This window comes from Pseudomonas sp. ANT_J12 (genome assembly GCF_008370045.1).
Lineage (GTDB): Bacteria > Pseudomonadota > Gammaproteobacteria > Pseudomonadales > Pseudomonadaceae > Aquipseudomonas.
This window is the reverse complement of sequence record NZ_VOBN01000003.1, coordinates 23,013-45,253: the sequence shown is the minus strand read 5'-3', so window position 1 is coordinate 45,253 and position 22,241 is coordinate 23,013. Positions and strand designations below refer to the sequence as shown.

Here is a 22,241-nt window from a genome sequence, read left to right as displayed (position 1 = left end):
TTATTTACCAACAGGCCAAAACCGCTCCCCACCCCCCGGCGCCTCCGTCCACGCCTGCAACGACCGGGTCGGCAAATCGAAATAATCCCGCGTGCGCGCATAGCCATGCCCGCCCATGCGCCCGATCGCGTCCAGCCCCAGTTGATCGATGTACAGGGTTTTCGGGTCGATCAGTTCATCCCTGACGTGGGCCATCAGCACCTCGCCAAAGATAATCTCCCGGGATTGCCCGATGGACAGCGCCATCATGCGCCGACACTCCAGCGCCACCGGCGCTTCGCCGATCCGGGGGCATTTGACGGTGGTGCCGGGGATGGCGGTGAGGCCGGCGGCGGTGAGTTCGTCGAAGCCGGGGGCGAAGGGCACGGCGCAGATGTTCATGGCTTCCACCAGCGCATCGTTGACGATGTTGACGGTGAATTCCTGATTGAGCTGGATATTGCGCGTGGTGTCTTTGGGGCTCTGATCGCCGTAGTTCTCCACGCCCAGGGCGAGGATCGGCGGGTCGGCCGACAGGGCATTGAAGAAGCTGAAGGGCGCGGCATTGATCCGGCCTTCGCCGTCGATGGTGGTGACCAGGGCAATCGGCCGGGGCACCACGCTGCCGATCAGGATCTTGTATTTGTCCCGGGGGCTCAGTTGGCTGAAATCGAAGCTTTGCATGGCAGAAATCTCTAAAGAAGGGGATCCATCGCGCTCAGCGGCGCGTGTGCGCTGTAGTCATCGGCGAACGGAATGGCCGGTTTGAACAGGCCTCGCCAGTCCGGTTGGCCAAAGGCCCGGTCGCTGTGGCTGCGCATCAGTTTTTCGAATTGGCGTTGGGCCTGGCGTTGCAGTGCGGGGTAATCGACACCCTGCACCTGGCCGTCCTGCATCACGCAGCGGCCGTCGATGTAACTGGCGATGCAATCGTCGCCGCGCCCGGCCAGTACCAGGTTTTTCAGGGGATCGAACAGCGGCCCCAGATGCTGGCCGCGCAGGCTGAACACGGTGATATCGGCCTTGGCCCCCGGTGCCAGGCGCCCGAGGTCATCGCGGCCCAAGGCCTTGGCGCCGCCGAGGGTGGCGGCGTTGTACATATCCAGCGTGCTGGTTAACGTGTTGCCGCCCTCCATCAACCGGGCGATGTTCAAGCCCTGGCGCATGTTCTCCAGCAAGTCCGCCGGCCAGGTGTCGGTGCCCAGGGCGAAGTTGATGCCCTTGGCCCGGTAGCGACCGAACGAGTTCAACGCTTCACCATCCCGGGCAAACACCACGGGGCAATGCACCAGGCTGGTTCCGCCATCAACCAGCCGTTGCGAATCGTCGTCGCTGGCGTAGATGCCATGGGGCAGCAGACTGCGCGGGGTCAGCAGGTCAAGTTGCTCCAGCCACGCCAACGGCGAAACCCCACGCAGTTGCTCGACCATCGCCACTTCGCCAAGCCCCTGGCAGCAATGCAACCGCATCGGCGCGTTCAATTCCCGGCTCAACGCCGCCGTGCGTTGCAGCAGCGCCGGGGTGCAGGTCTGGATCCGGTCGGGGAGCAGGGCGCCACGAATCAATCCGTCATGCGCGCCATCGAAATCATTAAAAAACCGGACAGCCGCCTCCAGCCCGGCCATGCCCCGAGTTTCATCCCAGTGGTGACCCAACGATCCGTCAGCCCGCCAGTAACTCATGCCACTCATGTAGCACGGCCCAAGATAAGTCCGCAGCCCCAACTCGCCAGCCACGCCGGCCACCGCCGCGAACTCGTCGTAGGTTTCAGCCCACTCGCGGTAGTACATCGAAGTGATCGGCATCGCGGTAGTAATGCCGTTGCGGATCAACTGGGTGAAGGCATAGCGATACTTGAACACCTCTTCATCCGGCGTATAGCTCTCCCGCGGACCCGCCTTCAAATAGTCCTCGGACCACATCCGCCCCATGGCTCGCTCATCGCCGTTATCGAGGGTCAGCACCGTGGAATCGAGGTCGCCTAGGGCATCCAGATCGATAAAACCGGGACCGATCAACGCATTGCCGTAATCGACCCACTGCTCCACCGGCCCCGGATACCCGCGCCCGACAAACACAATGCGCGAACCGTCGAATACCACTTCACCGTCGCGCCACAGCACATGCTGCTTGCCATCGAACCCGACCACGCAACTGGCTTTCAAACCGATCACAGGCGACTTTCCAACAAGCGACCCTCGGCCGCGATCAACCGCCCGCCGCGATAAACCTGGCGCAGCGGCCGCGACACCACCGCTTCACCCAAGGTCTGCACCGGCATCAGTAAAAAATCCGCCGGGCTGCCGATCTCCAACCCATAACCTTCAAGGCCCAACGCCCGAGCGCCATTCACCGTCGCCGCGTTAAACGCCGCCGCCAGTTCCTCGTCCTTGTTCAAATCAAAGCGAAACGCAAGCAACATCGCCCGTTCCAGCATGTCGCCATTGCCCATGGGCGACCAGGCATCGCGAATGCCGTCCGAACCCAGGCACACGTTCACCCCGGCCTCGCGCAAGGCGAGGTACGGCGGTACCGCGCAATCCGCCGGGGCCGAACTCATCAGCGAAATTCGCAACGCCGCCAGCCGCTGCGCCAGCGGTTTGACCTGACTCCACGGCAACATCCCCAGGCAGTACGCGTGGCTGATCATCACCCGACCCTCGAGCCCAAAACGCTCGGTGTAATCGGCGATCAACTTGATCTGCCACAGCCCCAGTTCACCCTTGTCATGCAGGTGAATGTCCACGCCGCGCCCGAATTCACTGGCCAGCATGAACACGAAGTCGAGTTGAGCGATGGGGTCGTTGTCGATGCCACAGGGGTCGAGCCCGCCGACGTTCTCCACGCCCAGGACCATGGCCTCGCGCATCAGTTCGGCGGTGCCGGGGCGGCTGATCAGGCCGGTTTGCGGGAACACCACCAGTTGCAGGTCAATCAGGTCGCGGTAGCGTTCGCGCAGCTGTTGCATGGCCGTGACATGCCGCAGACCGAATTCCGGGTCGATGTCGACGTGGCAGCGCATCGTCAGCGAGCCCCGGGCGATGCAGTTTTCCAGCAGCGCACCGGCACGTTGGGCAATCGGTGTTTCGACGTCCCGCAGCACGGCACGCTCGTTGGCGATGTAGTCCTTGAGCGTCGGCCCGGCGCTGTTCGGGCGCCAGGGTTGGCCCCAGAGGGTTTTGTCGAGGTGGACGTGGCTTTCCACCAGGGCTGGGGTAAGGAGTTGGTGTTGGCCGTCGATGTCGGTGGCGGCCAATGGGGTGTTGGACGCGGGGCGGCGGGCCTTGAACAGGCCGTTTTCGATTTGCAGGTCTTCAGCGGTTGCGCCGTAGGGGCGCACGTTTCTTAGCCAGGTCATTGTTTACCTCGTAATCGTTGGTGTTTGGGCGGGCGCCATCGCCGTAGGAGCAAAGCGTGCTCGCGATGGCCGCGCCTCGGTCTGAAACGAGACAATCAACCCTTGAGCTTCGACCAAATCCGATCCTGCAGCTCCCGCGCCTTGTTGCTGCATTCCTTTTCCGGCCGCAGGCGCGAGGCGTATTCGTCGGGCATGTTGATGGCGTCCATGACTTTCCATTTGGCGTCGAGCAACTGGTCGCTCTGGATGCCGTTGGCGTAGGCGATGGCGTTCGACACGGCGGCGGCGTTTTCCGGTTTCATCATCCAGTCGATGAACATCTTCGCGTTGCCGGGGTGCGGCGCACTTTTCGGTACAGCGAAGTTGTCCTGGAACATCGCCAGGCCTTCGCGGGGATACACGTACTTGATGCTGCTCTTCTGCAACGTCGCGCGGGCGGTGGAGCCGTTCCAGTTCTGCATCATGATCACTTCACCGGAGGCCATGCGGTCCACGGTGTTGTCCGAGCTGTACATCTTTAAGAACGGTTTCTGCTTTTGCAGCAGCTCCAGGATGCGCTTGGCGTCCTGGGGATTTTCCGTGCACTCGTCGACGTTCAGGTAATGGCTGGCGGCATTGATCACGCTGCTGGAGGTGTCGAGGGCGGCGAGTTGACCTTGCAGTTCCTTGCGCGGCTCGAAGAACTCTTTCCACGAGTCGTCGAGCTTACCGCCAGGCACGCGGGCACTGTCATAGGAAAACCCGGTGGTGCCCCACAGGTACGGTGCGGAAAATTTGCGTCCCGGATCGAAACTCGGATCACGGAACGGACCTTTGACGTACTGGAAGTTGGCCAGGGTCGGTGTGTCAATTTCCAGCAACAGGTCCTGCTTGATCAGGGTTTGCATGATCGATTGCGACGGCACAATCACGTCATACGCCGCGCCGCCGGCTTGCAACTTGGCGAGCAGGGTTTCGTTGCTGTCGTAGCCGTCCATGGTGACTTTGATCCCGGTTTCCTTTTCGAATTTGGCCAGCAGGTCCACCGGGTAATAGTCGGTCCAGTTGTAGAAGAACAGTTCTTTGGGTTCGGCAGCCTGGACGCTAAAGGCTGCGAAGCAACTCAGGGCCAGACCAGAAACAGCCAAACGCAGGGTTTTCACTTTCATCAGAAAAGCTCCAGATTTTTATTGGTTTTTGCCGCGCTGCCCCAGCCAGAAGGCCAGCACCACCAGCACGATGGAAATCACCAGCATCAGGGTCGAGATCGCGTTGATCTCCGGCGTTACGCCGGCCTTGATCGCCGAGAAGATGTACACCGGCAAGGTCGTGGAACCGGGGCCGGCGACGAAGAAGGTCATGATGAAATCGTCGAGGCTGACCACGAACGCCAGCACCGAACCGGACAACACCGCCGGCCACAGCAGCGGCAACGTCACCCGGCGAAACACCTGCCACGGGTTGGCGTACAGATCGTTCGCCGCTTCCAGCAGACTCTTGTCCAGATCGTTGAGCCGCGCGCGGATCGGCAGATAAGCGAAGGGAATGCAGAAGCCGATGTGCGCAACGATCACGGTCAGCAACCCGAGCTTGATCCCCAGCGCCATGAACAGCAGCAACGTGGCCACGGCGGTGACGATCTCCGGCAGGATCAACGGCAGGTTGATCCCGCCCTCGACCATTTTCTGGCCATAGAAAGGCCGGTAGGTCGCCAGCGCCGCGAGCAAGGCAATGGCCGTGGCGCACACCGTGGCGATGCTGGCGACGATGATCGAGTTCAGCGCCGCCGTCTGGATCGACGGGTTGGCCAGGATCCGCCCGTACCAGGCGAAGGAGAACTCGGTCCACACCGTTGCCGAGCGGTTGGCGTTGAAGCTGTAGGCGATCAGCACAAAGATCGGCACGTACAGGTAGGCCAGGATCAGCAGGCTGATTTCCCGGGTCATGGGCAGTTTTTTCAGGTGCAGGGCAATCATGCGGTGGCTCCCCGACGAAGGGTTTTCGCGGCATTGCGGCTATAGAGGGCGTAGAGCACCAGCGACAACAGCAAAATCCCCAGCAACAGGAACGACAGCGAGCTGCCCAGGGGCCAGTTGCGCGCGGTGCCGAATTGCTGCTGGATCAGGTTGCCGATCATCAGCGTCTTGCCGCCGCCGAGAATCGCCGGGGTGATGAACGCGCCGAGGCTCGGCACAAACACCAGCAACGCCCCGGCAATCACCCCGGGCATCGACAGCGGCAGGATGATCCGGCGCAACGCATGCCAGCGGTTGGCGCCCAGGTCGTAGGCGGCTTCCACCAGGCGCCAGTCGAGTTTTTCCAGGGTTGAGTAGATCGGCAGAATCATGAACGGCAGGAAGCTGTAGACCAGCCCGACGCTGACCGCGAAGTCGTTGTACAGCAGGGTGATGCCACCGGCGCTCGGGAATAGCGCGTTGAGGCTCTGGGCGACCCAGCCCTGTTCGCGCAGGATGATCAGCCAGGCGTAGTTGCGGATCAGCAGGTTGGTCCAGAACGGAATGGTGATCAGCAACACCATGAGGTTGCGTCTGCGCGGGCTCAGGCTCGACATCCACAACGCCACCGGTAAGCCGAACAGGAAACACAACCCCGTGGTGCCACCGGCCTGGAACACCGAGCGCAACAGCGCCTGGGCGTAGACCCAGTTCAGCTCCAGTTCGCCGTCGAAACCTTCCTGGAAAAACAGCTGGATGTAGCTTTGCAATTGCCAGTCGGCCTGCCAGTCGACGCCGCCATACAGGTTGCGCGGCAACAGGCTGATGTAGCCCATGATCCCTAAGGGAATCGCGATCAGGGCCAATAACGTCAGAACCACCGGGCTGAGCAACAGCGCGCGGTTGAGGGCGGGAGAAGTGCTGCTGACGCTCATCTCAGGCCTCCATCAACAGGCAGGCGTGGGGCGGCAGATTGACCGCGACGCGATCCCCGACCACCCGGCCACGGTTCAGGCCTTCGTTGTTCTCGCGCAGCATGACCTTGATGTCGTTGTTCAAGCGGCACTGGTAGAGCGTGGCGGTGCCGACGTACAGGACGGCTTCAATCACGCCGCGCAGATGATGCGGTTGCGAAGGATCGACCAGTTGCGAACGCTCCGGACGGAACGCCAGTTGCACGGCGGCGCCGTCGAAACCCTGGGCCGGGCAGGGGATCTCCACTGGCATGCCGCTGGGCACGAAGAGTTTTTCATTCTGCTGGCCACGCTTGAGGTGGCCGGGGAGGAAGTTGATGTCGCCGATGAACTGGGCGACGAACTGATGCTTGGGGCGTTCGTAGATATCGTTCGGCGTGCCGATCTGCAGGATCTTGCCGGCAGACATCACGGCGATGCGATCGGACAAGGTCAGGGCTTCTTCCTGATCGTGGGTGACGAAAATGAACGTGATCCCGGCTTCTTTCTGCACGCGCTTGAGTTCGACCTGCATTTCCTTGCGCAACTTCAGGTCCAGGGCCGACAGGGGTTCGTCGAGCAGCAGCACCTTGGGTTTCGGCGCCAAGGCCCGAGCCAGAGCGACCCGCTGCTGTTGACCACCGGACAACTCCGCCGGTTTACGCTTGGCCAGGTGTTGCATTTGCACCAGCGCGAGCATTTCATCGACCCGTTTCGGGATCGACTTGCGATCAAGACCCTGCATCTCAAGGCCGAAGGCGATATTCTGCGCGACACTCATGTGCGGAAACAGCGCGTAGCTCTGGAACACCGTGTTGACCCGGCGCTTGAACGGCGGCAAGTCATTGACCGGTTCGCCCGCCAGGCGGATCTCGCCGTCGCTGACGTGCTCGAAACCGGCGATGGTGCGCAGCAAGGTGGTTTTGCCGCAGCCGGAAGGGCCGAGCAGGGTGAAGAATTCGTTGTCGGCGATGTCCACGGACACGTTATCGAGGGCTGGCGCCAGGCCCGGATCGTCGGAGTACCGCTTGGACACGTTGCGCACTGCAATGGCTATCGGTTGACCCATAATGGTGCAATCCTCTAATTATTGTATGCAATGTTTGGATGCAATCTAGAAATAACCGGATTAATCTGCCCGTGCAACCCCCTTTTTCAAAGGCTGATCAGCGCCAGGGGTCGATTACGCAGGGCCAAAGGAGTGTGGGAATGGCGGAGAAAAAACTGGAGACCACGGTCGACCGCGTCTACCAAGGGGTTTACCAGGCGATCAGCAAGCGCTCGTTGCGTCCGGGGATGAAGCTGGGCGAGGCGTCGTTGGCCGAGCTGTTTAATGTCAGCCGAACGTCGGTTCGTGCCGCGCTCAAGCAATTGGAAGCGGATGGACTGGTGACGACCGAGCCCAATAAAGGGGCGTCGGTGTCATTGCCCAGTGACGAAGAGATTCGTTCGCTGTTCGAAACGAGGCGCCTGATCGAGATCGGTATCGTCAGCGAATTGTGCCGGCGTCGTGACACGGCGGTGACCCAGGATTTGCGCGATCATTTGCTGCTCGAAGACGAAGCGCACCGCAGCGGCGACCATGAGCGGCTGATTCATCTGCTCGGCGAGTTCCACATCAAACTCGCCCGCAGCCTGAATAATCCGGTGTTGCTGGACTGGTTCCAGAAACTGATCTCCCGCGCCTCGCTGTACGCCGCCGCGCTGGACGATGACAGCCACGAAGCCTGCCGCGACGACGAGCATTTGCGCTTGATCGAGTACATCGAGGCCGGTAACCAGAGCGCGGCGATCGAGCTGACCTGCATGCACCTGAACGGCATCGAGAAGGCGATCCTCGACGTCGCCGCCACCTTGAAAACTGACTACCATCCGCTCAAGCATTTGATTGAGGTGTAGCCGACAGCGCTGGGCTTGAGGCTGCCTCTTCACCTGTGGCGAGGGAGCTTGCTCCCGCTGGAGTGCGCAGCACTCCCAAACCGGCCACCACCGAGTTGGCTGGTTTGCGACTGCTTCGCAGCCGAGCGGGAGCAAGCCCCCTCGCCACAAAAGCCTGGCATGTGTGAATCAGCTAACCTCTATGAAACCATTGGCGCCCAGCGTGCTCGAAACAAACGGTCGCCATTACAGGACGCAGAGTCAGTCAATGCAGTTTCTATCGGATAGTCACGGATGTGCCGGCTGGAATGGCGAAATGGCCGGACGCATTCGCGCGTTCGACTGGAGCCTGACCGAACTGGGCACGATCGATAGCTGGCCGCGCAGCCTGAGCAGTGCCGTGCAACTGATGCTCGCGTCGCCCTTGCCGATGGTGATGCTCTGGGGACGGGCGGGCTACATGATTTACAACGACGCCTACTCGGCATTCGCCGGTGGCCGCCATCCCTATCTGCTGGGTGCGCCGGTGGAACTCGGGTGGCCGGAAGTCGCCGAGTTCAACCGCCACGTGGTCGATACCTGCCTGGCCGGCGGCACCTTGACCTATCACAATAAAGTCCTGGTGCTGTTGCGTAATGGCGTTCCCGAGGACGTCTGGCTCGATCTCTATTACAGCCCGGTCGCCGATGATGCAGGGCGTCCCGCCGGGGTCATGGCGATGGTGGTCGAGACCACCGCCCATGTGATTTCCGAGCGCCGGCGCCAGGAAGCGGAGGACGCCTATCGCGCCGATAACGAACGGGTGCGCCTGGCGCTTAATGCCGGGGCCTTGATCGGTTCGTTCGTCTGGGACATCGAGGCCAACGTATTGTCCGGGGACGAGCGTTTCGCCCGCACCTTTTCCTATCCCCCGGACTGCAACCTCGCCGATCTGCCCTCGCGCATCGCCGAATCGCGCATTCATCCCGACGACCGTGCCTGGGTTCAGGAACAGGTCGATCAAGCCGTGCGAACCGGCGCGCCTTACAACGCCGAATACCGGGTGCTGCGCCCCGACGGCAGCTACCTGTGGGTGCTGGCCAGCGGCTGTTGCGAGTTCAACCAACAGGGCAAGGCGTTTCGCTTTCCCGGGGTGTTGATCGACATTCACGAACGCAAGACCGCTGAAGAATCCTTGCTCAGGTTCACCCGTAACCTGGAACAGCGGGTGGCCGATGAAGTCGGTGCACGGCTGGCGGCGGAGGAGCAATTGCGCCAGGCCCAGAAGCTGGAAGCCATCGGCGGCCTCACCGGCGGCGTGGCCCATGACTTCAACAACCTGCTGCAAGTGATTGCCGGCAACCTGCATTTACTGGCCCGCCACGAACCGGACAACGCCAACGTGCAGCGCCGGGTCAGTGCCTCGATTGCGGCGGTGGAGCGCGGGGCCAAACTGTCGTCGCAACTGCTCGCGTTTGCCCGCCGTCAACCGCTGTCGCCGGCGGTGTGCGACCCCCGGCAGATCTTCGAAGGCCTGGGCGAGTTGCTGCAACGGGCGCTGGGCGAAACCATTCAGATCAATGTGGCGCTGGCCGACGATGCCTGGCGCGTCCACGTCGACCGCAATCAACTGGAAAACGCCGTCCTCAACCTGGCGATCAACGCCCGCGATGCGATGAAGGGCGAGGGCATCATCGGCCTGAGTGCCGAGAACATCGTCCTGGACCGGCGGTTCTGCGCGGGCAAGGGCATCGTCGCCGGCGACTACCTGCGCGTGACCGTGACCGATGCCGGTGCCGGCATGCCGCCCGAGGTGCTGGCCCAGGCGTTCGAACCGTTTTTTACCACCAAGGCTGATGGCCAGGGAACCGGCCTGGGCTTGAGCATGGTGTTCGGCTTCGTCAAGCAGAGCGGCGGGCATATCGAGATCTCCAGCGTGATCGGCGAAGGCACGCGGGTGCAACTGTACTTCCCGCGCAGCCTGCGACCGTTGCCCAACGAACCAGCGACCCCGGCAGTGCCGCAGCGCGGTGGGCATGAAACCATTCTGGTGGTCGAGGACAACGACGCGGTGCGCATTGCGGCGGTGGAGTTGCTGCGCGAGGAGGGCTACGAGGTGCTGACCGCCAACAATGGCGACATGGCCATGCAGATGTTGCTGGAGGGCGTGGCCGTGGACATCATCTTCACCGACGTGGTCATGCCGGGCCTGATAAAAAGCTCGGACCTGGCGGCGTGGGCCAAAGTCCAGGAGCCGCCGGTGGCGGTGCTGTTTACCTCGGGACACACCCGCGACATCATCTCGCGCAATCACCAGTTGAGCCCCGATACACACCTGCTCAGCAAGCCGTATGGGCCGCAGGCGCTGGCGCAAATGGTGCGCACCGTCCTCAATGGCTAACACGCGCAAACCTGTAGGAGCGAGGCTTGCCCGCGAAGGCGTCCGTCCAGTCGATATGATGTTGACTGACACACCGCCTTCGCGGGCAAGCCTCGCTCCTACAGGGATTTGCGTTTTTTCAGTGATCTAATCAAGGTAATTTCATGACTTCAAAGCGCACCCCAACCCCTCCTTCCGGCATGGTCAGGGTGCGCGGCGCCCGGGAACACAACCTCAAGAACGTCGACGTGGATATTCCCCGTGACGCGCTGGTGGTGTTCACCGGCGTGTCCGGTTCGGGCAAATCGTCACTGGCGTTCTCGACCCTCTACGCTGAAGCGCAACGGCGCTATTTCGAGTCCGTGGCGCCCTATGCCCGGCGCCTGATCGATCAGGTCGGGGTGCCGGATGTCGACTCCATCGAAGGCCTGCCGCCCGCCGTAGCCCTGCAACAGCAGCGGGGCACGCCGAGCACGCGCTCTTCGGTGGGCAGCGTAACCACGTTGTCGAGCCTGATCCGCATGCTCTATTCCCGCGCCGGCAGTTACCCGGCGGGGCAAACGATGCTTTATGCCGAGGACTTTTCGCCCAACACACCCCAAGGTGCCTGCCCTGAATGCCATGGTCTGGGGCGCGTCTACGAAGTCACCGAAGCGCTGATGGTCCCGGACCCGGGCCTGACCATCCGCCAACGGGCGATTGCGTCCTGGCCGCTGGCCTGGCAAGGCCAGAACCTGCGGGACATCCTCGTGACCATGGGCATCGACGTCGACATTCCCTGGCGCAAGCTGCCGAAAAAGCAGCGCGACTGGATTCTGTTCACCGAAGAAACCCCCACCGTGCCGGTGTACGCCGGGCTGACCCCGGACGAAACCAGAGTCGCGCTCCAGCGCAAGATGGAACCGAGTTACCAGGGCACTTTCACCGGCGCCCGACGCTACATCCTCCACACCTTCAGCCATTCCCAAAGCGCGTTGATGAAGAAGCGCGTCTCGCAATTCATGCTCGGCAGCCCGTGCCCGTTGTGCGACGGCAAGCGCCTCAAGCGCGAGGCGCTGTCGGTGACCTTTGCCGGTTACGACATCGGCGAGTTGTCGCAGATGCCGTTGCTGCAAGTGGCCGAGGTGCTGAAACCGGTGGCGGCGCACAGTTATCTGGAACAGGCCGACGAGCCCGGCGAAGTCCTGACCCACGACCAGACCCGCGAGGCCCGCGAGCAGCGCATCGCCCACGGCGCCAGTGGCCACGCCAATGCGCCGGATGTGCGCCACACGCCGAACCCGTCATCACGAACCGCCAGTGCCACATACGCGCCGTCCGCCAGATTCGGGTCGCCGTGGGAATAGGCGGCGTAGGTGCTGACCCAGATATTGCCGCCCTGGGGCAGGGCATCCCGGGCGTTGATTACCAGGTTGAGCACGGCACTTTCCAGCTGGATCGGATCGACCAGCGCGATGGCCGCCTTGGAGGTCAGTTCCAGCCTCAGGGTAATGCGCTCGCCGATGGTGCGAATCAGCAGTTCTTCCAGGGAACGGATGTTCTCGTTGATGTCCACCGGCCGGGTATCCAGCGGCTGCTGACGAGCAAAGGCCAGCAGGCGATGGGTCAGGGACGCAGCGCTCATGGCCGAGTTCAGCGCCGCCTCGGCGTAGAACTGAACCTTTTCGGTGCGCCCATCGGCCATGCGTTTCTGGATCAGTTCCAGGCTGGTGATGATGCCGGTGAGCAAATTGTTGAAGTCATGGGCGATGCCGCCAGTGAGCTTGCCCAGGGCATCCATTTTCTGCACTTGCAGCAGTTGTGCTTCGGTGCGCACCCGTTCGGCGACTTCCTTGGCCAGTTGCGTGGTGGCGTCGTCGAGCCGGGCCAGGTGCGAGCGTTCGCGGTGCCGGTGTTCGGTGACGTCTTCGACGAACACCAGGCTCAATTCAGGCGTGCGATACGGTGAAATCTGCCACTCGGTTTCCCGCGCCTGACCTTCGACCCGCATGTTCAGCGTGCCTTTCCAGCGCTCGCCATAGGCCAGGCGCAGGCGCAGTTCATCAATCACCGCGCCTTGATCGTCGGCAAAGCATTCGCGCAAGGTGTCCGGGTCAAGGTTGTCCTGGATCAGTTGGGCGAAGGCGTGATTGCATTCGTGGACTTTCAGCGCCGCGTCCATCACCGCGATGGGCGCCGAGACGTTGGTGAAAATCTCGCGAAAGCGCGCCTCGCTTTCGCGCAAGGCATTCTCGGTGTCGCGCACCCGCAGCAGCGTGCGCAGGGTGGCCAGCAACACGTCCGGGTCCACGGGGTGAATCAGGTAGGCATCGGCACCGGCGTCCAGGCCGGTGATGATGTCGCCGGTCTGGATCGAGGCTGCTGACACATGGATGACTGGGAGCAGCGCGGTCGCCGCATCGGCGCGCAGTTTGCGCACGATGTCGAAGCCGCTCATGTCTGGCAGGTTGACGTCGAGGATCAGCGCGTCAATCCGCTCGCTGTCGATCAGCGCCAGGCCCTCGCCACCGGTGCCGGCTTCGAGAATAGCGTAGCCATGCCGTTCCAGGCGCCGACGCAGGGCGTAGCGGGTGGCGACGTTGTCGTCGACGATCAACAGGCAGATGTCACGTTTCATCGGCAGGCTCCACGGCGATGGCCAGCGGGATGATCACGAAAAAGGTCGAACCGGCACCCGGCGTACTTTGTACCCCGACTTCGCCGCCCAGCAACTCGGCAAAGCGTTTGCACAGTGACAGACCCAGTCCGGTGCCGCGCAAGCGTTTCTGCAATGGCGAGTCAACTTGAGAAAAGTCCTCGAACAATGCGCCATGCAGCTCCGGGGCGATACCTATTCCGGTATCGCTGACGGCGAAGCGCACGTGATCACTGTTTTCCAGGCGCGCCGAGACCCGGACTTCACCACGGGTGGTGAACTTCAGCGAGTTGGAAATGAACTTGCGCAGGATCTGCGCGAGTTTCTTGTCGTCGGTGAACAGCCGTGGCAGACCCACCGGCTCTTCGAAGATCAGGTCCACGGCGCTGCCATCGACAATCGGCCGGAACATGCCGCGCAGGGCGGCGAACAGGTCGAGCATGTCGAACCAGGCCGGGGAAATGCTGATGCGCCCGGCCTCGATCTTCGCCAGGTCGAGCAGGTCGTCGACCATGTCGCTCAACTCCCGCGCGGCACCGCTGACAAACGCCACCTGCTTGTGCTGCTCGGGGCTCAACGGGCCGTCGAGTTCATCGGTCAGCAGGCCGGTGATGCTCAGGATCGAGCCCAGCGGCGTGCGGAATTCATGGCTCATGTACGACAGAAAGCGGCTTTTCAGGTCCGAGGCCTGGCGCAGTTGTTCGGCCTGTTCATCCAGCTCGGCGTAGAGCGCCAGCACCCCCTGGTTGGTTTCTTCGAGTTCGTTGCGCAGCGCCGTGGCTTCGCCCTGCAATTGGGCGATCAGCGACGCTTGTTCGTCCGGCGTCAGGTTGGGTGACTCAGCCATGCGCGGCCTCCAGGGCAACGACCACTACCGTTACATCGTCCCGGCCGCGACAGAAATCGCGGTGCAGGACAGCGGCAATCACGGCGGGGTGGCGGTGCACCAGGCCGGGGTAATCTTGCAGGTTCCATCGGGACTGCAGGCCGTCGCTGTACATGATCAATAGGTGTCCGTTCACTTGAGCATAGTCAAAGGGTTGAGCCTTCCGGTATTGGCCGCCGACGATGCCGGGGTGGGAGGCCAGGCCACGGGATTTGTCCGGGGTAATCAGGCAGCCGCCGATATTGCCGATGCCGACATATTTCAAGGCATCGCCATCGAACTGGGCGAAGGCTGCCGCGCCGCCACGGGTGCCGATCATGGCGTGATGCATGTCTTCGAGCAACAGCATCGGCGAGGCGAACGGCGCCAGGGCGAAGGCTTTTTCACCGGCCCGGGCGGCGCGTTCGGCGTCTTCGCCGTGGCCCAGGCCATCGATCACCAGCACACTGATGCGCGGCCCGTCGAACGCCAGGTGCCAGACATCGCCACACGCCGGATCGTTATGCAATGAATGCTGGCTGACGCCGATGCGTCGGTCCGGCGCCTTGTCAGTTCGCGGGTACAGACGCGCCAACAGCACTGCGCCCCGTGAATCCGCATAAACATCAAACACTTCGGTCTGGCGCGACACCGCCCCGAGCCCAATGCCCTGGGTGCCGCCGGTGGAAAATCCATCGGTCAGGCACGCTTGCAAATCAAAGCCGCCGGCCCGGTCCACGGCGAGGATTTCGATCCCGGCGCCGGTCGGGCGGGGCAGGGTCCTGAGATGCAATTCGCCTCTTGCGGCGTGCTTGAGGATGTTGCTCGCCAGTTCCGTGGCCACCAGCGCCACACGTCCGGCGTCGGTGGCGTCGAAGCCGTTTAATTCTGCGAGTTTTTGCGCGGTGCGCCGGGCATGACCGATCTGACTGCTGTCTTCGATCGGCAACACGAGCGTGAGGGTACCGCCAATGTTCATGTCCATCGGGTAATCGTTATGCGAGTGCCTTTGCCAGGCTCGGTTTCCAGTTCGAACTCTTCCACCAGCCGTTTGGCCCCGGTCAGCCCAAGCCCAAGCCCAAGCCCACTGCCGGAGGTCCAGCCGTCGGTCATGGCCAACTTGATGTCGGGGATGCCCGGGCCTTCGTCACGAAAGACCAGGCGCAACCCGGTGCGCGCGTTTTCGTCGAGGATCTGCCAGTCCATGTCGCCGCCACCGCCATACACCATGGTGTTGCGCGCCAGCTCGCTGACGGCGGTCACCAGTTTGGTCAGGTCGATCAGGCGCATGCCGCATTCCTGGGCGAGTTTGCGCGCGGTCTGGCGGGCCAGGACCACGTCTTGCTCGATTTGGATGGGCTGACTGCCGCTGCTGCGCACGGTCATTGTTCGCGTACTCGAGCCTGTAGCAGTTTCATCCCCCGCTCGACGTTCAGCGCGGTGCTGACGCCGGGCAGGGTCAGGCCCAACTCCACGAGGGTAATGGCCACGGCCGGTTGCATGCCCACCAGTACGGTCTGGGCATCCATGATTTTCGACAGGCCGGAGATGGTGCCGATCATCCGGCCGATAAACGAGTCGACCATGTCCAGCGCCGAGATATCGATCAGCACGCCCCGGGCCGAGGTGCGGCTGATGCGCTCGGAGAGATCGTCCTGAAGAGTGAGGGCGAGCTGGTCATGCATGTCGACCTGGATGGTCACCAGCAGGAAGTCGCCCATTTGCAGAATCGGGATGCGCTCCATCGGCTCATACCGCCTTGCTGACGGTGATTCCCAGTCGGGTCAGGGCCAGTTTCAGGGCGTCGGCCAGGTTGGCTTTGGTCACCACGCCTTGCAGGTCCAGGCCCAGGTGCACGATGGTTTGCGCGATCTGCGGACGCACGCCGCTGATGATGCAATCGGCGCCCATCAGGCGAATCGCGGTGACGGTCTTGAGCAGGTGCTGCGCCACCAAGGTGTCAACGGTGGGCACGCCGGTGATGTCGATGATGGCGATTTCCGAGCCGGTGTCGACGATCCGTTGCAGCAGCGATTCCATCACCACCTGGGTGCGTTGCGAGTCGAGGGTGCCGATCATCGGCAGTGCCAGCACGCCGTCCCAAAGCTTGACCACCGGGGTCGACAGTTCCAGCAGTTCTTCTTGCTGACGCTTGATCACCGCCTCGCGAGACTTCTGGAAGGTGCGGATGGTGTGCATGCCCAGGGCATCGAGCAGCTCGGAGACTTCCCAGAGTTGTTCGGCCAATTGCGCCGGGTCCTGTTTGTATTCGGTTTGCAGCAGGCTAAACATCGGTCCCTTGAGGGAAAAGATGAAACTGGCGGTCTGCTGCGAGTCCTGGCCGAGCATGGCGCGGCTATGGGAGAGTTTTTCGAGGAATTGGCGGATCTCGTCCCAGCCCGCAGCGGCGATGTTCTGCCCGTTGCCGCGTTCCAGCCCGGTAATGACCAGGTGCAGGAACTCCGAGGTCTGTTGCTTGAGGTCTTGTTCCTTGATGTTGCGCGTGGCACCACTGGCCTCGAGGCTGTTCGTCCATTCGGCGAGCAATTGCGCCTGGGTTTTCTTCATCGCTTCGAGTGTGTTGCTGTGCAGTGCCGCCATGTGTCTTGACTCCTTGGGAATGATGGCCGATGCCCCTAAAAATGATCGGCGCGAATCAGTGACATTTGCCGTGCGAAATAGTTGTTCGCGCACGGCAGGATTTTTTCATCCTTCACTCTAGTAGGCGCTGCCGAAGGCTGCGATCTTTTGATCTTGCCTTTGATCTTCACTAATACAACCGACGCCGTTTGTAGGCGCAAGGCTTGCCCGCGATGGCGATTTGGAAGACGCCTTCGCGGGCAAGCCTCGCTCCTACAGGGAGACCGGGTTTCATGAGATTGAACCCTGCGCCGGAGATGGCTTCGAATCTTCATGGCCGACTGTTTCCAGCCGCGCAAGTGCAGTGACGAACGAGGTAGCTATGAAAGAGCAATCCCAGCAACAGGATCAATCCGGGGCGCCGGTTGATTGCAATGACCCGGCGATTGACCCGCAGGTCCCGGGTGAAGGTAATTGCGGCCAGGGCGAACAGACCTCCAAGCCGGACAGCGCCGACCCCGCGGTCGACCAGAAGAACCGCCACACCGACAACGACAACGAGTTCAGTCCCGGCTTCAAACCGCATCCCGACCGGCCAAAACCTGGTGAGGACACCGATGCCGATATCGATACTGATGGCGGCTAACCGCAGACGAAAAAAAACCGCATCGACCGGATTTATGCCAATCAGTCAAACCTGACACTGAATCTGTGGCGAGGGAGCTTGCTCCCGCTGGGCTGCGCAGCGGCCCCTCTCTTTACCTGACTAAAGAAGGGGGCTGCTGCGCAGTCCAACGGGAGCAAGCTCCCTCGCCACAGGTTACTCATCGCTTGTCTGACTGGCGCTAATCTTCTGGATGCGGTTCTTTGTCCGGGTTATTTGCTTGGATGCTTCGCTTGCAAGGCTTTGGCCGCGTCCAGATGCTTCTCCAGCGCCGGTAACATCTTCTGCGCGAAGCCTTTGAGGTCGGTGGCGCCCGGTTTTTTGTCGTCGGTCACCGTGTCGGCTTCTTTCTTGAACAGTGCGATGGTTTCTTCGTGGGCCTTCACCTGATTGTTGGCGTAGGCCGCATCGAAGGATTCATCGCGCAGGTCGAGGATTTTCGCCTTGGCCTGATTGACCAGTGTCGTGCTGTCCGGCACCTCGATGTCATGCTTTTTCGCCAGCGCCGCCAGTTCATCATTGGCCTTGGTGTGGTCGGTGATCATCATATTGGCGAACGATTTGATGTCCGCCGATGCGCTTTTTTCCAGGGCCAGTTTGCTGGTTTCAACTTCAGCGATGCCGCCGGCCGCGGCGTTGTCGACGAAATCATTGGAAGTGGCCGCGAACGCGGTGCCCATGCTGGTGCTCAGGGCAACGGCCAGGGCGAGGTGGCGCAGGGTAAATCCGTCCATTGGTTCTTCTCCACACGGGTTTTATGAGCGATCGAGGTGATCGTTATTCAATGGAGGTCGGGACTCGACGAAAGGTTTGATCGCAAACGCCAAACGACGACGAACGGCCACCGCTGGTCTGACAGGAGGTCGACAGAACCGGGTAACCGAGGCCATTCTGATGGTTGGTGAACGCAATTGATCGCGTTTGCTACCGATCAACAAACGGAGGTGTTCCATGCCGGTGCCACACAACCTTTATCAGGACCTGAACATTCCCAAGGAAGTTATCCAGCAAAAACGCACCACGGATCCGTTACTGGATTCACTGATCAATAAATATGTGCAGGCGGACAATGAGGTGGTCAAGGCCGAAACGGCCCAGTCTGATGCCCCCAGCGACGACGCACTGAAAAAGCTCAAGGAACAGCGATTGCAGGTCAAGGACAAGATCGTCCAGCAACTCCAGGCGTCGTCCTGAGCCACCGACGACCGGTGACTGAATAGTTGGAACGGCGATAAAGCCCGGCACCTCGAAAGTACAGAGTCTCTCCATTCATGACTCGCTTCTCAGAGGTGCCCTTATGACAGAGCCAAAATTCCCCAGTGAAGAACAGGGCGGGTACGACCCGATCCCGACCCATCCCGAACCGCTGAGCCCAGGGCGCACGACCGTCCACCCCGAGGACGAACCGGGCATCGACGAGCTGCCGAACAACGAAGGCGCCAAGCCGATTGAACAGCGCGACGGCACCGACCTCGACCCTGAACGGGTGCGCGAAGAAACCGACAACGCCGAGCGCGATGGCGAGAGGGATCCGCGTTGATTGGCCTGACCCTCTTCAGATGCCGCCCCCCTGTAGGAGCGAAGCTTGCTCGCGAAGGCGTCATCAAATTCAACATCCATGTTGACTGACACGCCGCGTTCGCGAGCAAGCTTTGCTCGTACAGGTTTGGTGTTTGATTGACGATCAGTTCAAGGCTTTGCTAAGCGGCAACCGCACCATGTGCCGCGCTGTCAACGACCCAAAATACAACCAGTCTCCATACTCGCGCACCGTGGTGATCGGCGAATAATTGCCGCTGCCCGCATCTTGCAAATTGGCAATCACCTTGCCGTCCAGGTCCAGCCCCAACGCGAACGCCCGTTTCTCCACCGGTTTGGGCAACACCATCATCGCCCGCACGATCATCTTGCGCACGAACGGGTGCGGCGCTGTGGCGTCCAGCAGTTTGTTGCGCGGGGCATAGAGCGCCACCCAGAAGCGATCCCGCCCGTTGAACGCCAGGTTGTCCGGCAGCCCCGGCAGGTTGTCGATAAACACATCATGGGTCCCGGCTTTCGGCCCGCTCAGCCAATAGCGAGTGATGCGGTAGGCGCCGGTTTCGTTGACCAGCACAAACGCATCGTCGGGCCCGAGGGTGACGCCGTTGGCGAATTCCAGCTTGTCCAGCAGCAGGGTGGTCTTGCCGGTCTGGAAGTCATAGCGCAGCAAACGACCGTCTCCGCCGTGCTCCATAATCGCCTCGCCATCCTTGCCATAGCCCCAGCGACTCGACGCATCACTGAAGTAGGCGTAGTGCCCGGGCTTGTCGATCACCACGTCATCGGTAAAACCGAACGGCACGCCATTCGCTTCTGTGGTCAATGGGATCACCCGACCCTGGGCATCAAGGGACAGCAAGCCCTTGACCCCGTCAGCGATCACCAGCAAACCATTGGGATGCCGGGCCAGTCCCAACGGCCGGCCACCCGTGTCGGTCAGCACGGTCCTGACGTTGCCGTCGAGGCTGCTGCGAATCACCCGGCCGTCGTGCAAACCGGTGATCAGCAGGTCGTTTTCCAGCAATAACGCCTCGGGACCGTCGATGTCCGAAGAACCAATACGCTCCACGTCCTTGAGTCGCTGATTGTCGGCGTACACCCCGCTGGCCAATGACGGCGCCGCTGCCGGTGTCCAGGCCACCGGTTCGACTTTGCTTGGCATCAGCAGTAAAAACGCGACAAATACGACGATCAGCAACAACACACACCTGAAGAGGGCCCTCATGCGCTCACGCCTGCGGGTGCCAGGTGCTTTTGCGCCATGTTGCGCAGCGCCAGCATCGACGCCGCCGACTCATGCTCGATGCGCCGCTTGAGCAGCAACCGATTGGCGATGCGCATGCCCAAACCGCTGAACCGATAATCCAGGGTCCGGACAAACCGTGTGCCGTCGCCGATTGCCTCGCACTCGTAGGTCACCACCAGCGATAACCCATGATCGCCTTGGGCCCGGGCACGCCAGCGTCGCCCAGGCAGGTACTCCTCGACCTCCCAGCTCAAGTGCCCGTCACGCCCGCCGGCGCGGATGTCCTCTTCAAAACGCGACCCCGCATGCAGCGGCCCGGCCTGGCCATCGACCTTGAGCGACGAGGGATGCCACTCCGGCCAACGGGTCACGGTGCTGGCGTAGGCGAGCACGGCAATCGGGTTGCCGGCGATGTCGATCGGGTGCTGCATGCGGGTCATGGGCGTTCTCGTCGGGTTCGGGTGGGTGTGCTCCGGCTCCCAGTACAGGGTGCCGAACAGGTAGTCCATCAGCGGAAACACGATATTGAAATTGCGCTCCTGCATCACTTCGCGGCGGTGATGCAGTTCATGCAGGCGGCGCATCTGGCGGATCCACGGCAGCCGTGTGATCGGGTTGCGCGGCGGCAAATGCTCGCAGGCATGGAACACTTCATAGGTCAGGTAACCCAGGACCATACAGCCGCCAAACAACCCGGCGACATTGGCGTTGACCCGGGAAAACAGCCACCACAGGGGCAGGGTGATGACCAGCGTGTGCAGCACGATCAGCCACGCCGGGAACAGAATCACCCGCCAGTCCCTGGCGCTGTCGTAGGTCATGTGGCCGGGGGTAAAAAAGCTGTGATGATCACCGGCATGCCTGGCATAGAACATCCGCGCGAAGCTCTTTTTGTGATGCCCAAGGTGGCGATGCACCATGTACACGCCAAAGTTGAAGAACAACAGCGTCAGCGGCACCGTCAGCCATTCCAGTGCCTGCACCTGTTGCACCGTGCGCCAGAACCCGGCGATGGCGAGGAGGCCGAACAGCAGCACGAAGGTGCCGTGCAGCCACGGGTTGTAGAGCCGATGAATGTCGGCCCGGTAACGGCTGCGAAAAGCCTGGGTGGTCTGCCTCACTGCGCTCACCTGTGATTGTTGTTATCACAGCAGATTAGCCGATCCCGCCGCGCAGGCCTGGCGAACGTTGAGGGCACAAACGCCACTTGATGGACTCAGCCCAACGGGTTCCAGCGCTGGGACCAGTCATCGTCGGTCTTGATCACATCGCGCAGCAGATCGAAGGCTTGTTGCAGGGTCGCCGAATCCCGGTCCCGGGAGTAAACCAGGTACGTCGGGTAACTGAATTCCGGGGCTTTGGCCACGGCTTCCAGCACGCCGCTTTCCAGATAACTCTGCACCACCCGGGTGCGGAAATAACCACTGCCACCGTGCTCCAGCAGGTACTGCAAGGCCAATGGGCCGAGGTTGAAACTCAGGGCGGCCTTGGCTTTTTCCGGCAGGGCGGCGTCGTGTTGGCGGCGGAAATCCGGGCCCCAGTCGATGTACACGTAGGGATCGGGTTGGCCAGCCAGGCGCACGAGGATCAGTTTTTCTTCCAGCACCTGTTCCACTTGCAGGCGTGGCCAGTATTCGGGCTGGTAGACCAGCGCCGCGTCGAGCACCCCCAGCTCCAGTTGGCGCAGCAGGTTTTCACCGTCGCGGATTTCCATGCGCAGGGCGTGGCTGGGGATCTTCTCCCGCAACTCGGCGGCCCAACTGAGCATCAGCGGATTGCACAGGCTGACTTCGCCGCCGATGTGCAACACGTCGCGATAGCCTTCGGGCAACGGCAGGTCCCGGCGCGCAGCTTCCCAGGTTTGCACCAGTTGATTGGCATAGACCACAAAGGCTTCGCCGTTCGGGGTCAGGCGAGCGCCGGCGCGGTTGCGCACGAACAGGGTGCTGCCCAACTGGCTTTCGAGTTTCTGCACCCGCGCGGTGATGGCGGTCTGGGTCACGTGGAGCTTCTGCGCGGCGGCGGCGAGGCTGCCGTGGCGGACGATTTCCAGGAAGGTGCGGGCGAGGTCGATGTCCATGGGGTGGCCGGTGCTGAAGGTGTCCGCATTGTAAGAGCCATCGATACCCTGTGGCGAGGGAGCTTGCCTGTGGCGAGGGAGCTTGCTCCCGCTTGAGTGCGCAGCGCTCACAAGATTTTGGGGCCGCTGCGCGACCCAGCGGGAGCAAGCTCCCTCGCCACAGGTTCAACG

21 protein-coding genes and 2 pseudogenes are annotated in these 22,241 nt (G+C 61.9%); 6 read left to right on the top strand and 17 right to left on the bottom strand.

Features of this window, described 5'->3' with window-relative positions; all coding sequences use genetic code 11:
* The 7 genes from FQ192_RS08505 to FQ192_RS08475 form a co-directional block, all read right to left on the bottom strand.
* On the bottom strand, window positions 1-663 hold the full coding sequence (locus FQ192_RS08505; RefSeq protein ID WP_149658198.1) for a flavin reductase family protein: 663 nt from the start codon (window positions 661-663) through the stop codon (window positions 1-3).
* Window positions 664-674: 11 nt separating this feature from the next.
* Window positions 675-2,153, bottom strand: a complete 1,479-nt coding sequence (locus FQ192_RS08500) for an amidohydrolase family protein (protein ID WP_149658197.1) — start codon at window positions 2,151-2,153, stop codon at window positions 675-677.
* Entirely contained in the window at window positions 2,150-3,337 is a 1,188-nt protein-coding gene (locus FQ192_RS08495; protein ID WP_149658196.1) for an amidohydrolase family protein, read from the bottom strand. The genes FQ192_RS08500 and FQ192_RS08495 overlap by 4 nt, the downstream gene beginning before the upstream one ends.
* A 95-nt stretch (window positions 3,338-3,432) precedes the next feature.
* Window positions 3,433-4,485, bottom strand: a complete 1,053-nt coding sequence (locus FQ192_RS08490; RefSeq protein ID WP_149658195.1) for an extracellular solute-binding protein — start codon at window positions 4,483-4,485, stop codon at window positions 3,433-3,435.
* Window positions 4,486-4,503: 18 nt separating this feature from the next.
* Complete coding sequence (locus tag FQ192_RS08485; RefSeq protein ID WP_149658194.1) at window positions 4,504-5,292, bottom strand: ABC transporter permease; 789 nt, start codon at window positions 5,290-5,292, stop codon at window positions 4,504-4,506.
* Window positions 5,289-6,206, bottom strand: coding sequence for an ABC transporter permease (locus FQ192_RS08480; protein WP_149658193.1), 918 nt, complete (start codon window positions 6,204-6,206; stop codon window positions 5,289-5,291). The genes FQ192_RS08485 and FQ192_RS08480 overlap by 4 nt, the downstream gene beginning before the upstream one ends.
* 1 nt (window position 6,207) lies before the next feature.
* Window positions 6,208-7,293, bottom strand: a complete 1,086-nt coding sequence (locus FQ192_RS08475) for an ABC transporter ATP-binding protein (protein WP_149658192.1) — start codon at window positions 7,291-7,293, stop codon at window positions 6,208-6,210.
* Between the two features lie 140 nt (window positions 7,294-7,433).
* Here FQ192_RS08475 and FQ192_RS08470 point away from each other — a divergent pair, with 140 nt between their 5' ends.
* The 3 genes and pseudogenes from FQ192_RS08470 to FQ192_RS08460 form a co-directional block, all read left to right on the top strand.
* A complete protein-coding gene (locus tag FQ192_RS08470) occupies window positions 7,434-8,123 on the top strand; it encodes a GntR family transcriptional regulator (RefSeq protein ID WP_149658191.1) in 690 nt (229 codons plus the stop codon).
* Window positions 8,124-8,370: 247 nt separating this feature from the next.
* On the top strand, window positions 8,371-10,482 hold the full coding sequence (locus FQ192_RS08465) for a PAS domain-containing sensor histidine kinase (protein WP_149658190.1): 2,112 nt from the start codon (window positions 8,371-8,373) through the stop codon (window positions 10,480-10,482).
* Window positions 10,483-10,625: 143 nt separating this feature from the next.
* Window positions 10,626-11,747: pseudogene (locus FQ192_RS08460) on the top strand (excinuclease ABC subunit A); the annotation flags it as partial.
* Here the strand turns inward: FQ192_RS08460 and FQ192_RS08455 are convergent.
* The 6 genes and pseudogenes from FQ192_RS08455 to FQ192_RS08430 all read right to left on the bottom strand — a co-directional run.
* A pseudogene (locus FQ192_RS08455) lies at window positions 11,732-13,078 on the bottom strand (response regulator); the annotation flags it as partial. The pseudogenes FQ192_RS08460 and FQ192_RS08455 sit on opposite strands and share 16 nt — an antisense overlap.
* Window positions 13,068-13,943 carry a sensor histidine kinase KdpD gene (locus tag FQ192_RS08450; RefSeq protein WP_149658189.1) on the bottom strand — a complete coding sequence of 292 codons (876 nt, stop codon included), beginning with the start codon at window positions 13,941-13,943 and terminating at the stop codon, window positions 13,068-13,070. The gene FQ192_RS08450 and the pseudogene FQ192_RS08455, both read right to left, overlap by 11 nt.
* Window positions 13,936-14,940, bottom strand: a complete 1,005-nt coding sequence (locus FQ192_RS08445; protein ID WP_149658596.1) for an ATP-binding protein — start codon at window positions 14,938-14,940, stop codon at window positions 13,936-13,938. The genes FQ192_RS08450 and FQ192_RS08445 overlap by 8 nt, the downstream gene beginning before the upstream one ends.
* Window positions 14,937-15,347 carry an ATP-binding protein gene (locus FQ192_RS08440; protein WP_149658188.1) on the bottom strand — a complete coding sequence of 137 codons (411 nt, stop codon included), beginning with the start codon at window positions 15,345-15,347 and terminating at the stop codon, window positions 14,937-14,939. Before FQ192_RS08440 ends, FQ192_RS08445 begins: the two co-directional genes overlap by 4 nt.
* A complete protein-coding gene (locus FQ192_RS08435; protein WP_059405963.1) occupies window positions 15,344-15,706 on the bottom strand; it encodes an STAS domain-containing protein in 363 nt (120 codons plus the stop codon). The genes FQ192_RS08440 and FQ192_RS08435 overlap by 4 nt, the downstream gene beginning before the upstream one ends.
* 4 nt (window positions 15,707-15,710) lie before the next feature.
* Window positions 15,711-16,562 carry an STAS domain-containing protein gene (locus FQ192_RS08430; protein WP_149658187.1) on the bottom strand — a complete coding sequence of 284 codons (852 nt, stop codon included), beginning with the start codon at window positions 16,560-16,562 and terminating at the stop codon, window positions 15,711-15,713.
* A gap of 361 nt (window positions 16,563-16,923) precedes the next feature.
* Between FQ192_RS08430 and FQ192_RS08425 the strand changes: the two genes are divergently transcribed.
* Window positions 16,924-17,187, top strand: coding sequence for a hypothetical protein (locus FQ192_RS08425; protein WP_149658186.1), 264 nt, complete (start codon window positions 16,924-16,926; stop codon window positions 17,185-17,187).
* 230 nt (window positions 17,188-17,417) lie between these two features.
* Here FQ192_RS08425 and FQ192_RS08420 read toward each other — a convergent pair whose 3' ends face one another.
* Window positions 17,418-17,939: a DUF4142 domain-containing protein gene (locus FQ192_RS08420; RefSeq protein WP_149658185.1), complete on the bottom strand. Its 522-nt coding sequence runs from the start codon at window positions 17,937-17,939 to the stop codon at window positions 17,418-17,420.
* A gap of 217 nt (window positions 17,940-18,156) precedes the next feature.
* On the opposite strand from FQ192_RS08420, the gene FQ192_RS08415 reads away from it, so the two are divergent.
* Window positions 18,157-18,399, top strand: a complete 243-nt coding sequence (locus FQ192_RS08415; RefSeq protein WP_133836247.1) for a YdcH family protein — start codon at window positions 18,157-18,159, stop codon at window positions 18,397-18,399.
* A 103-nt stretch (window positions 18,400-18,502) separates the two neighbouring features.
* Entirely contained in the window at window positions 18,503-18,745 is a 243-nt protein-coding gene (locus tag FQ192_RS08410; RefSeq protein ID WP_149658184.1) for a hypothetical protein, read from the top strand.
* A gap of 144 nt (window positions 18,746-18,889) precedes the next feature.
* Here FQ192_RS08410 and FQ192_RS08405 read toward each other — a convergent pair whose 3' ends face one another.
* The 3 genes from FQ192_RS08405 to FQ192_RS08395 all read right to left on the bottom strand — a co-directional run bounded on the left by FQ192_RS08405 (window position 18,890) and on the right by FQ192_RS08395 (window position 22,070).
* Complete coding sequence (locus tag FQ192_RS08405) at window positions 18,890-19,969, bottom strand: SMP-30/gluconolactonase/LRE family protein (RefSeq protein WP_149658183.1); 1,080 nt, start codon at window positions 19,967-19,969, stop codon at window positions 18,890-18,892.
* A complete protein-coding gene (locus FQ192_RS08400) occupies window positions 19,966-21,111 on the bottom strand; it encodes an SRPBCC family protein (protein ID WP_149658182.1) in 1,146 nt (381 codons plus the stop codon). Before FQ192_RS08400 ends, FQ192_RS08405 begins: the two co-directional genes overlap by 4 nt.
* A gap of 95 nt (window positions 21,112-21,206) precedes the next feature.
* Entirely contained in the window at window positions 21,207-22,070 is an 864-nt protein-coding gene (locus FQ192_RS08395; RefSeq protein ID WP_149658181.1) for a LysR family transcriptional regulator, read from the bottom strand.
* Between the last annotated feature and the right edge of the window lie 171 nt (window positions 22,071-22,241).

Bases quoted from the DNA above. Each gene is read 5' to 3' on its own strand.
- FQ192_RS08505 (WP_149658198.1), bottom strand. From the start codon at position 663: ATGCAAAGCTTCGATTTCAGCCAACTGAGCCCCCGGGACAAATACAAG.
- FQ192_RS08495 (WP_149658196.1), bottom strand. From the start codon at position 3,337: ATGACCTGGCTAAGAAACGTGCGCCCCTACGGCGCAACCGCTGAAGAC.
- FQ192_RS08490 (WP_149658195.1), bottom strand. From the start codon at position 4,485: ATGAAAGTGAAAACCCTGCGTTTGGCTGTTTCTGGTCTGGCCCTGAGT.
- FQ192_RS08485 (WP_149658194.1), bottom strand. From the start codon at position 5,292: ATGATTGCCCTGCACCTGAAAAAACTGCCCATGACCCGGGAAATCAGC.
- FQ192_RS08480 (WP_149658193.1), bottom strand. From the start codon at position 6,206: ATGAGCGTCAGCAGCACTTCTCCCGCCCTCAACCGCGCGCTGTTGCTC.
- FQ192_RS08475 (WP_149658192.1), bottom strand. From the start codon at position 7,293: ATGGGTCAACCGATAGCCATTGCAGTGCGCAACGTGTCCAAGCGGTAC.
- FQ192_RS08470 (WP_149658191.1), top strand. From the start codon at position 7,434: ATGGCGGAGAAAAAACTGGAGACCACGGTCGACCGCGTCTACCAAGGG.
- FQ192_RS08465 (WP_149658190.1), top strand. From the start codon at position 8,371: ATGCAGTTTCTATCGGATAGTCACGGATGTGCCGGCTGGAATGGCGAA.
- FQ192_RS08450 (WP_149658189.1), bottom strand. From the start codon at position 13,943: ATGGCTGAGTCACCCAACCTGACGCCGGACGAACAAGCGTCGCTGATC.
- FQ192_RS08445 (WP_149658596.1), bottom strand. From the start codon at position 14,940: ATGAACATTGGCGGTACCCTCACGCTCGTGTTGCCGATCGAAGACAGC.
- FQ192_RS08440 (WP_149658188.1), bottom strand. From the start codon at position 15,347: ATGACCGTGCGCAGCAGCGGCAGTCAGCCCATCCAAATCGAGCAAGAC.
- FQ192_RS08435 (WP_059405963.1), bottom strand. From the start codon at position 15,706: ATGGAGCGCATCCCGATTCTGCAAATGGGCGACTTCCTGCTGGTGACC.
- FQ192_RS08430 (WP_149658187.1), bottom strand. From the start codon at position 16,562: ATGGCGGCACTGCACAGCAACACACTCGAAGCGATGAAGAAAACCCAG.
- FQ192_RS08425 (WP_149658186.1), top strand. From the start codon at position 16,924: ATGAAAGAGCAATCCCAGCAACAGGATCAATCCGGGGCGCCGGTTGAT.
- FQ192_RS08420 (WP_149658185.1), bottom strand. From the start codon at position 17,939: ATGGACGGATTTACCCTGCGCCACCTCGCCCTGGCCGTTGCCCTGAGC.
- FQ192_RS08415 (WP_133836247.1), top strand. From the start codon at position 18,157: ATGCCGGTGCCACACAACCTTTATCAGGACCTGAACATTCCCAAGGAA.
- FQ192_RS08410 (WP_149658184.1), top strand. From the start codon at position 18,503: ATGACAGAGCCAAAATTCCCCAGTGAAGAACAGGGCGGGTACGACCCG.
- FQ192_RS08405 (WP_149658183.1), bottom strand. From the start codon at position 19,969: ATGAGGGCCCTCTTCAGGTGTGTGTTGTTGCTGATCGTCGTATTTGTC.
- FQ192_RS08395 (WP_149658181.1), bottom strand. From the start codon at position 22,070: ATGGACATCGACCTCGCCCGCACCTTCCTGGAAATCGTCCGCCACGGC.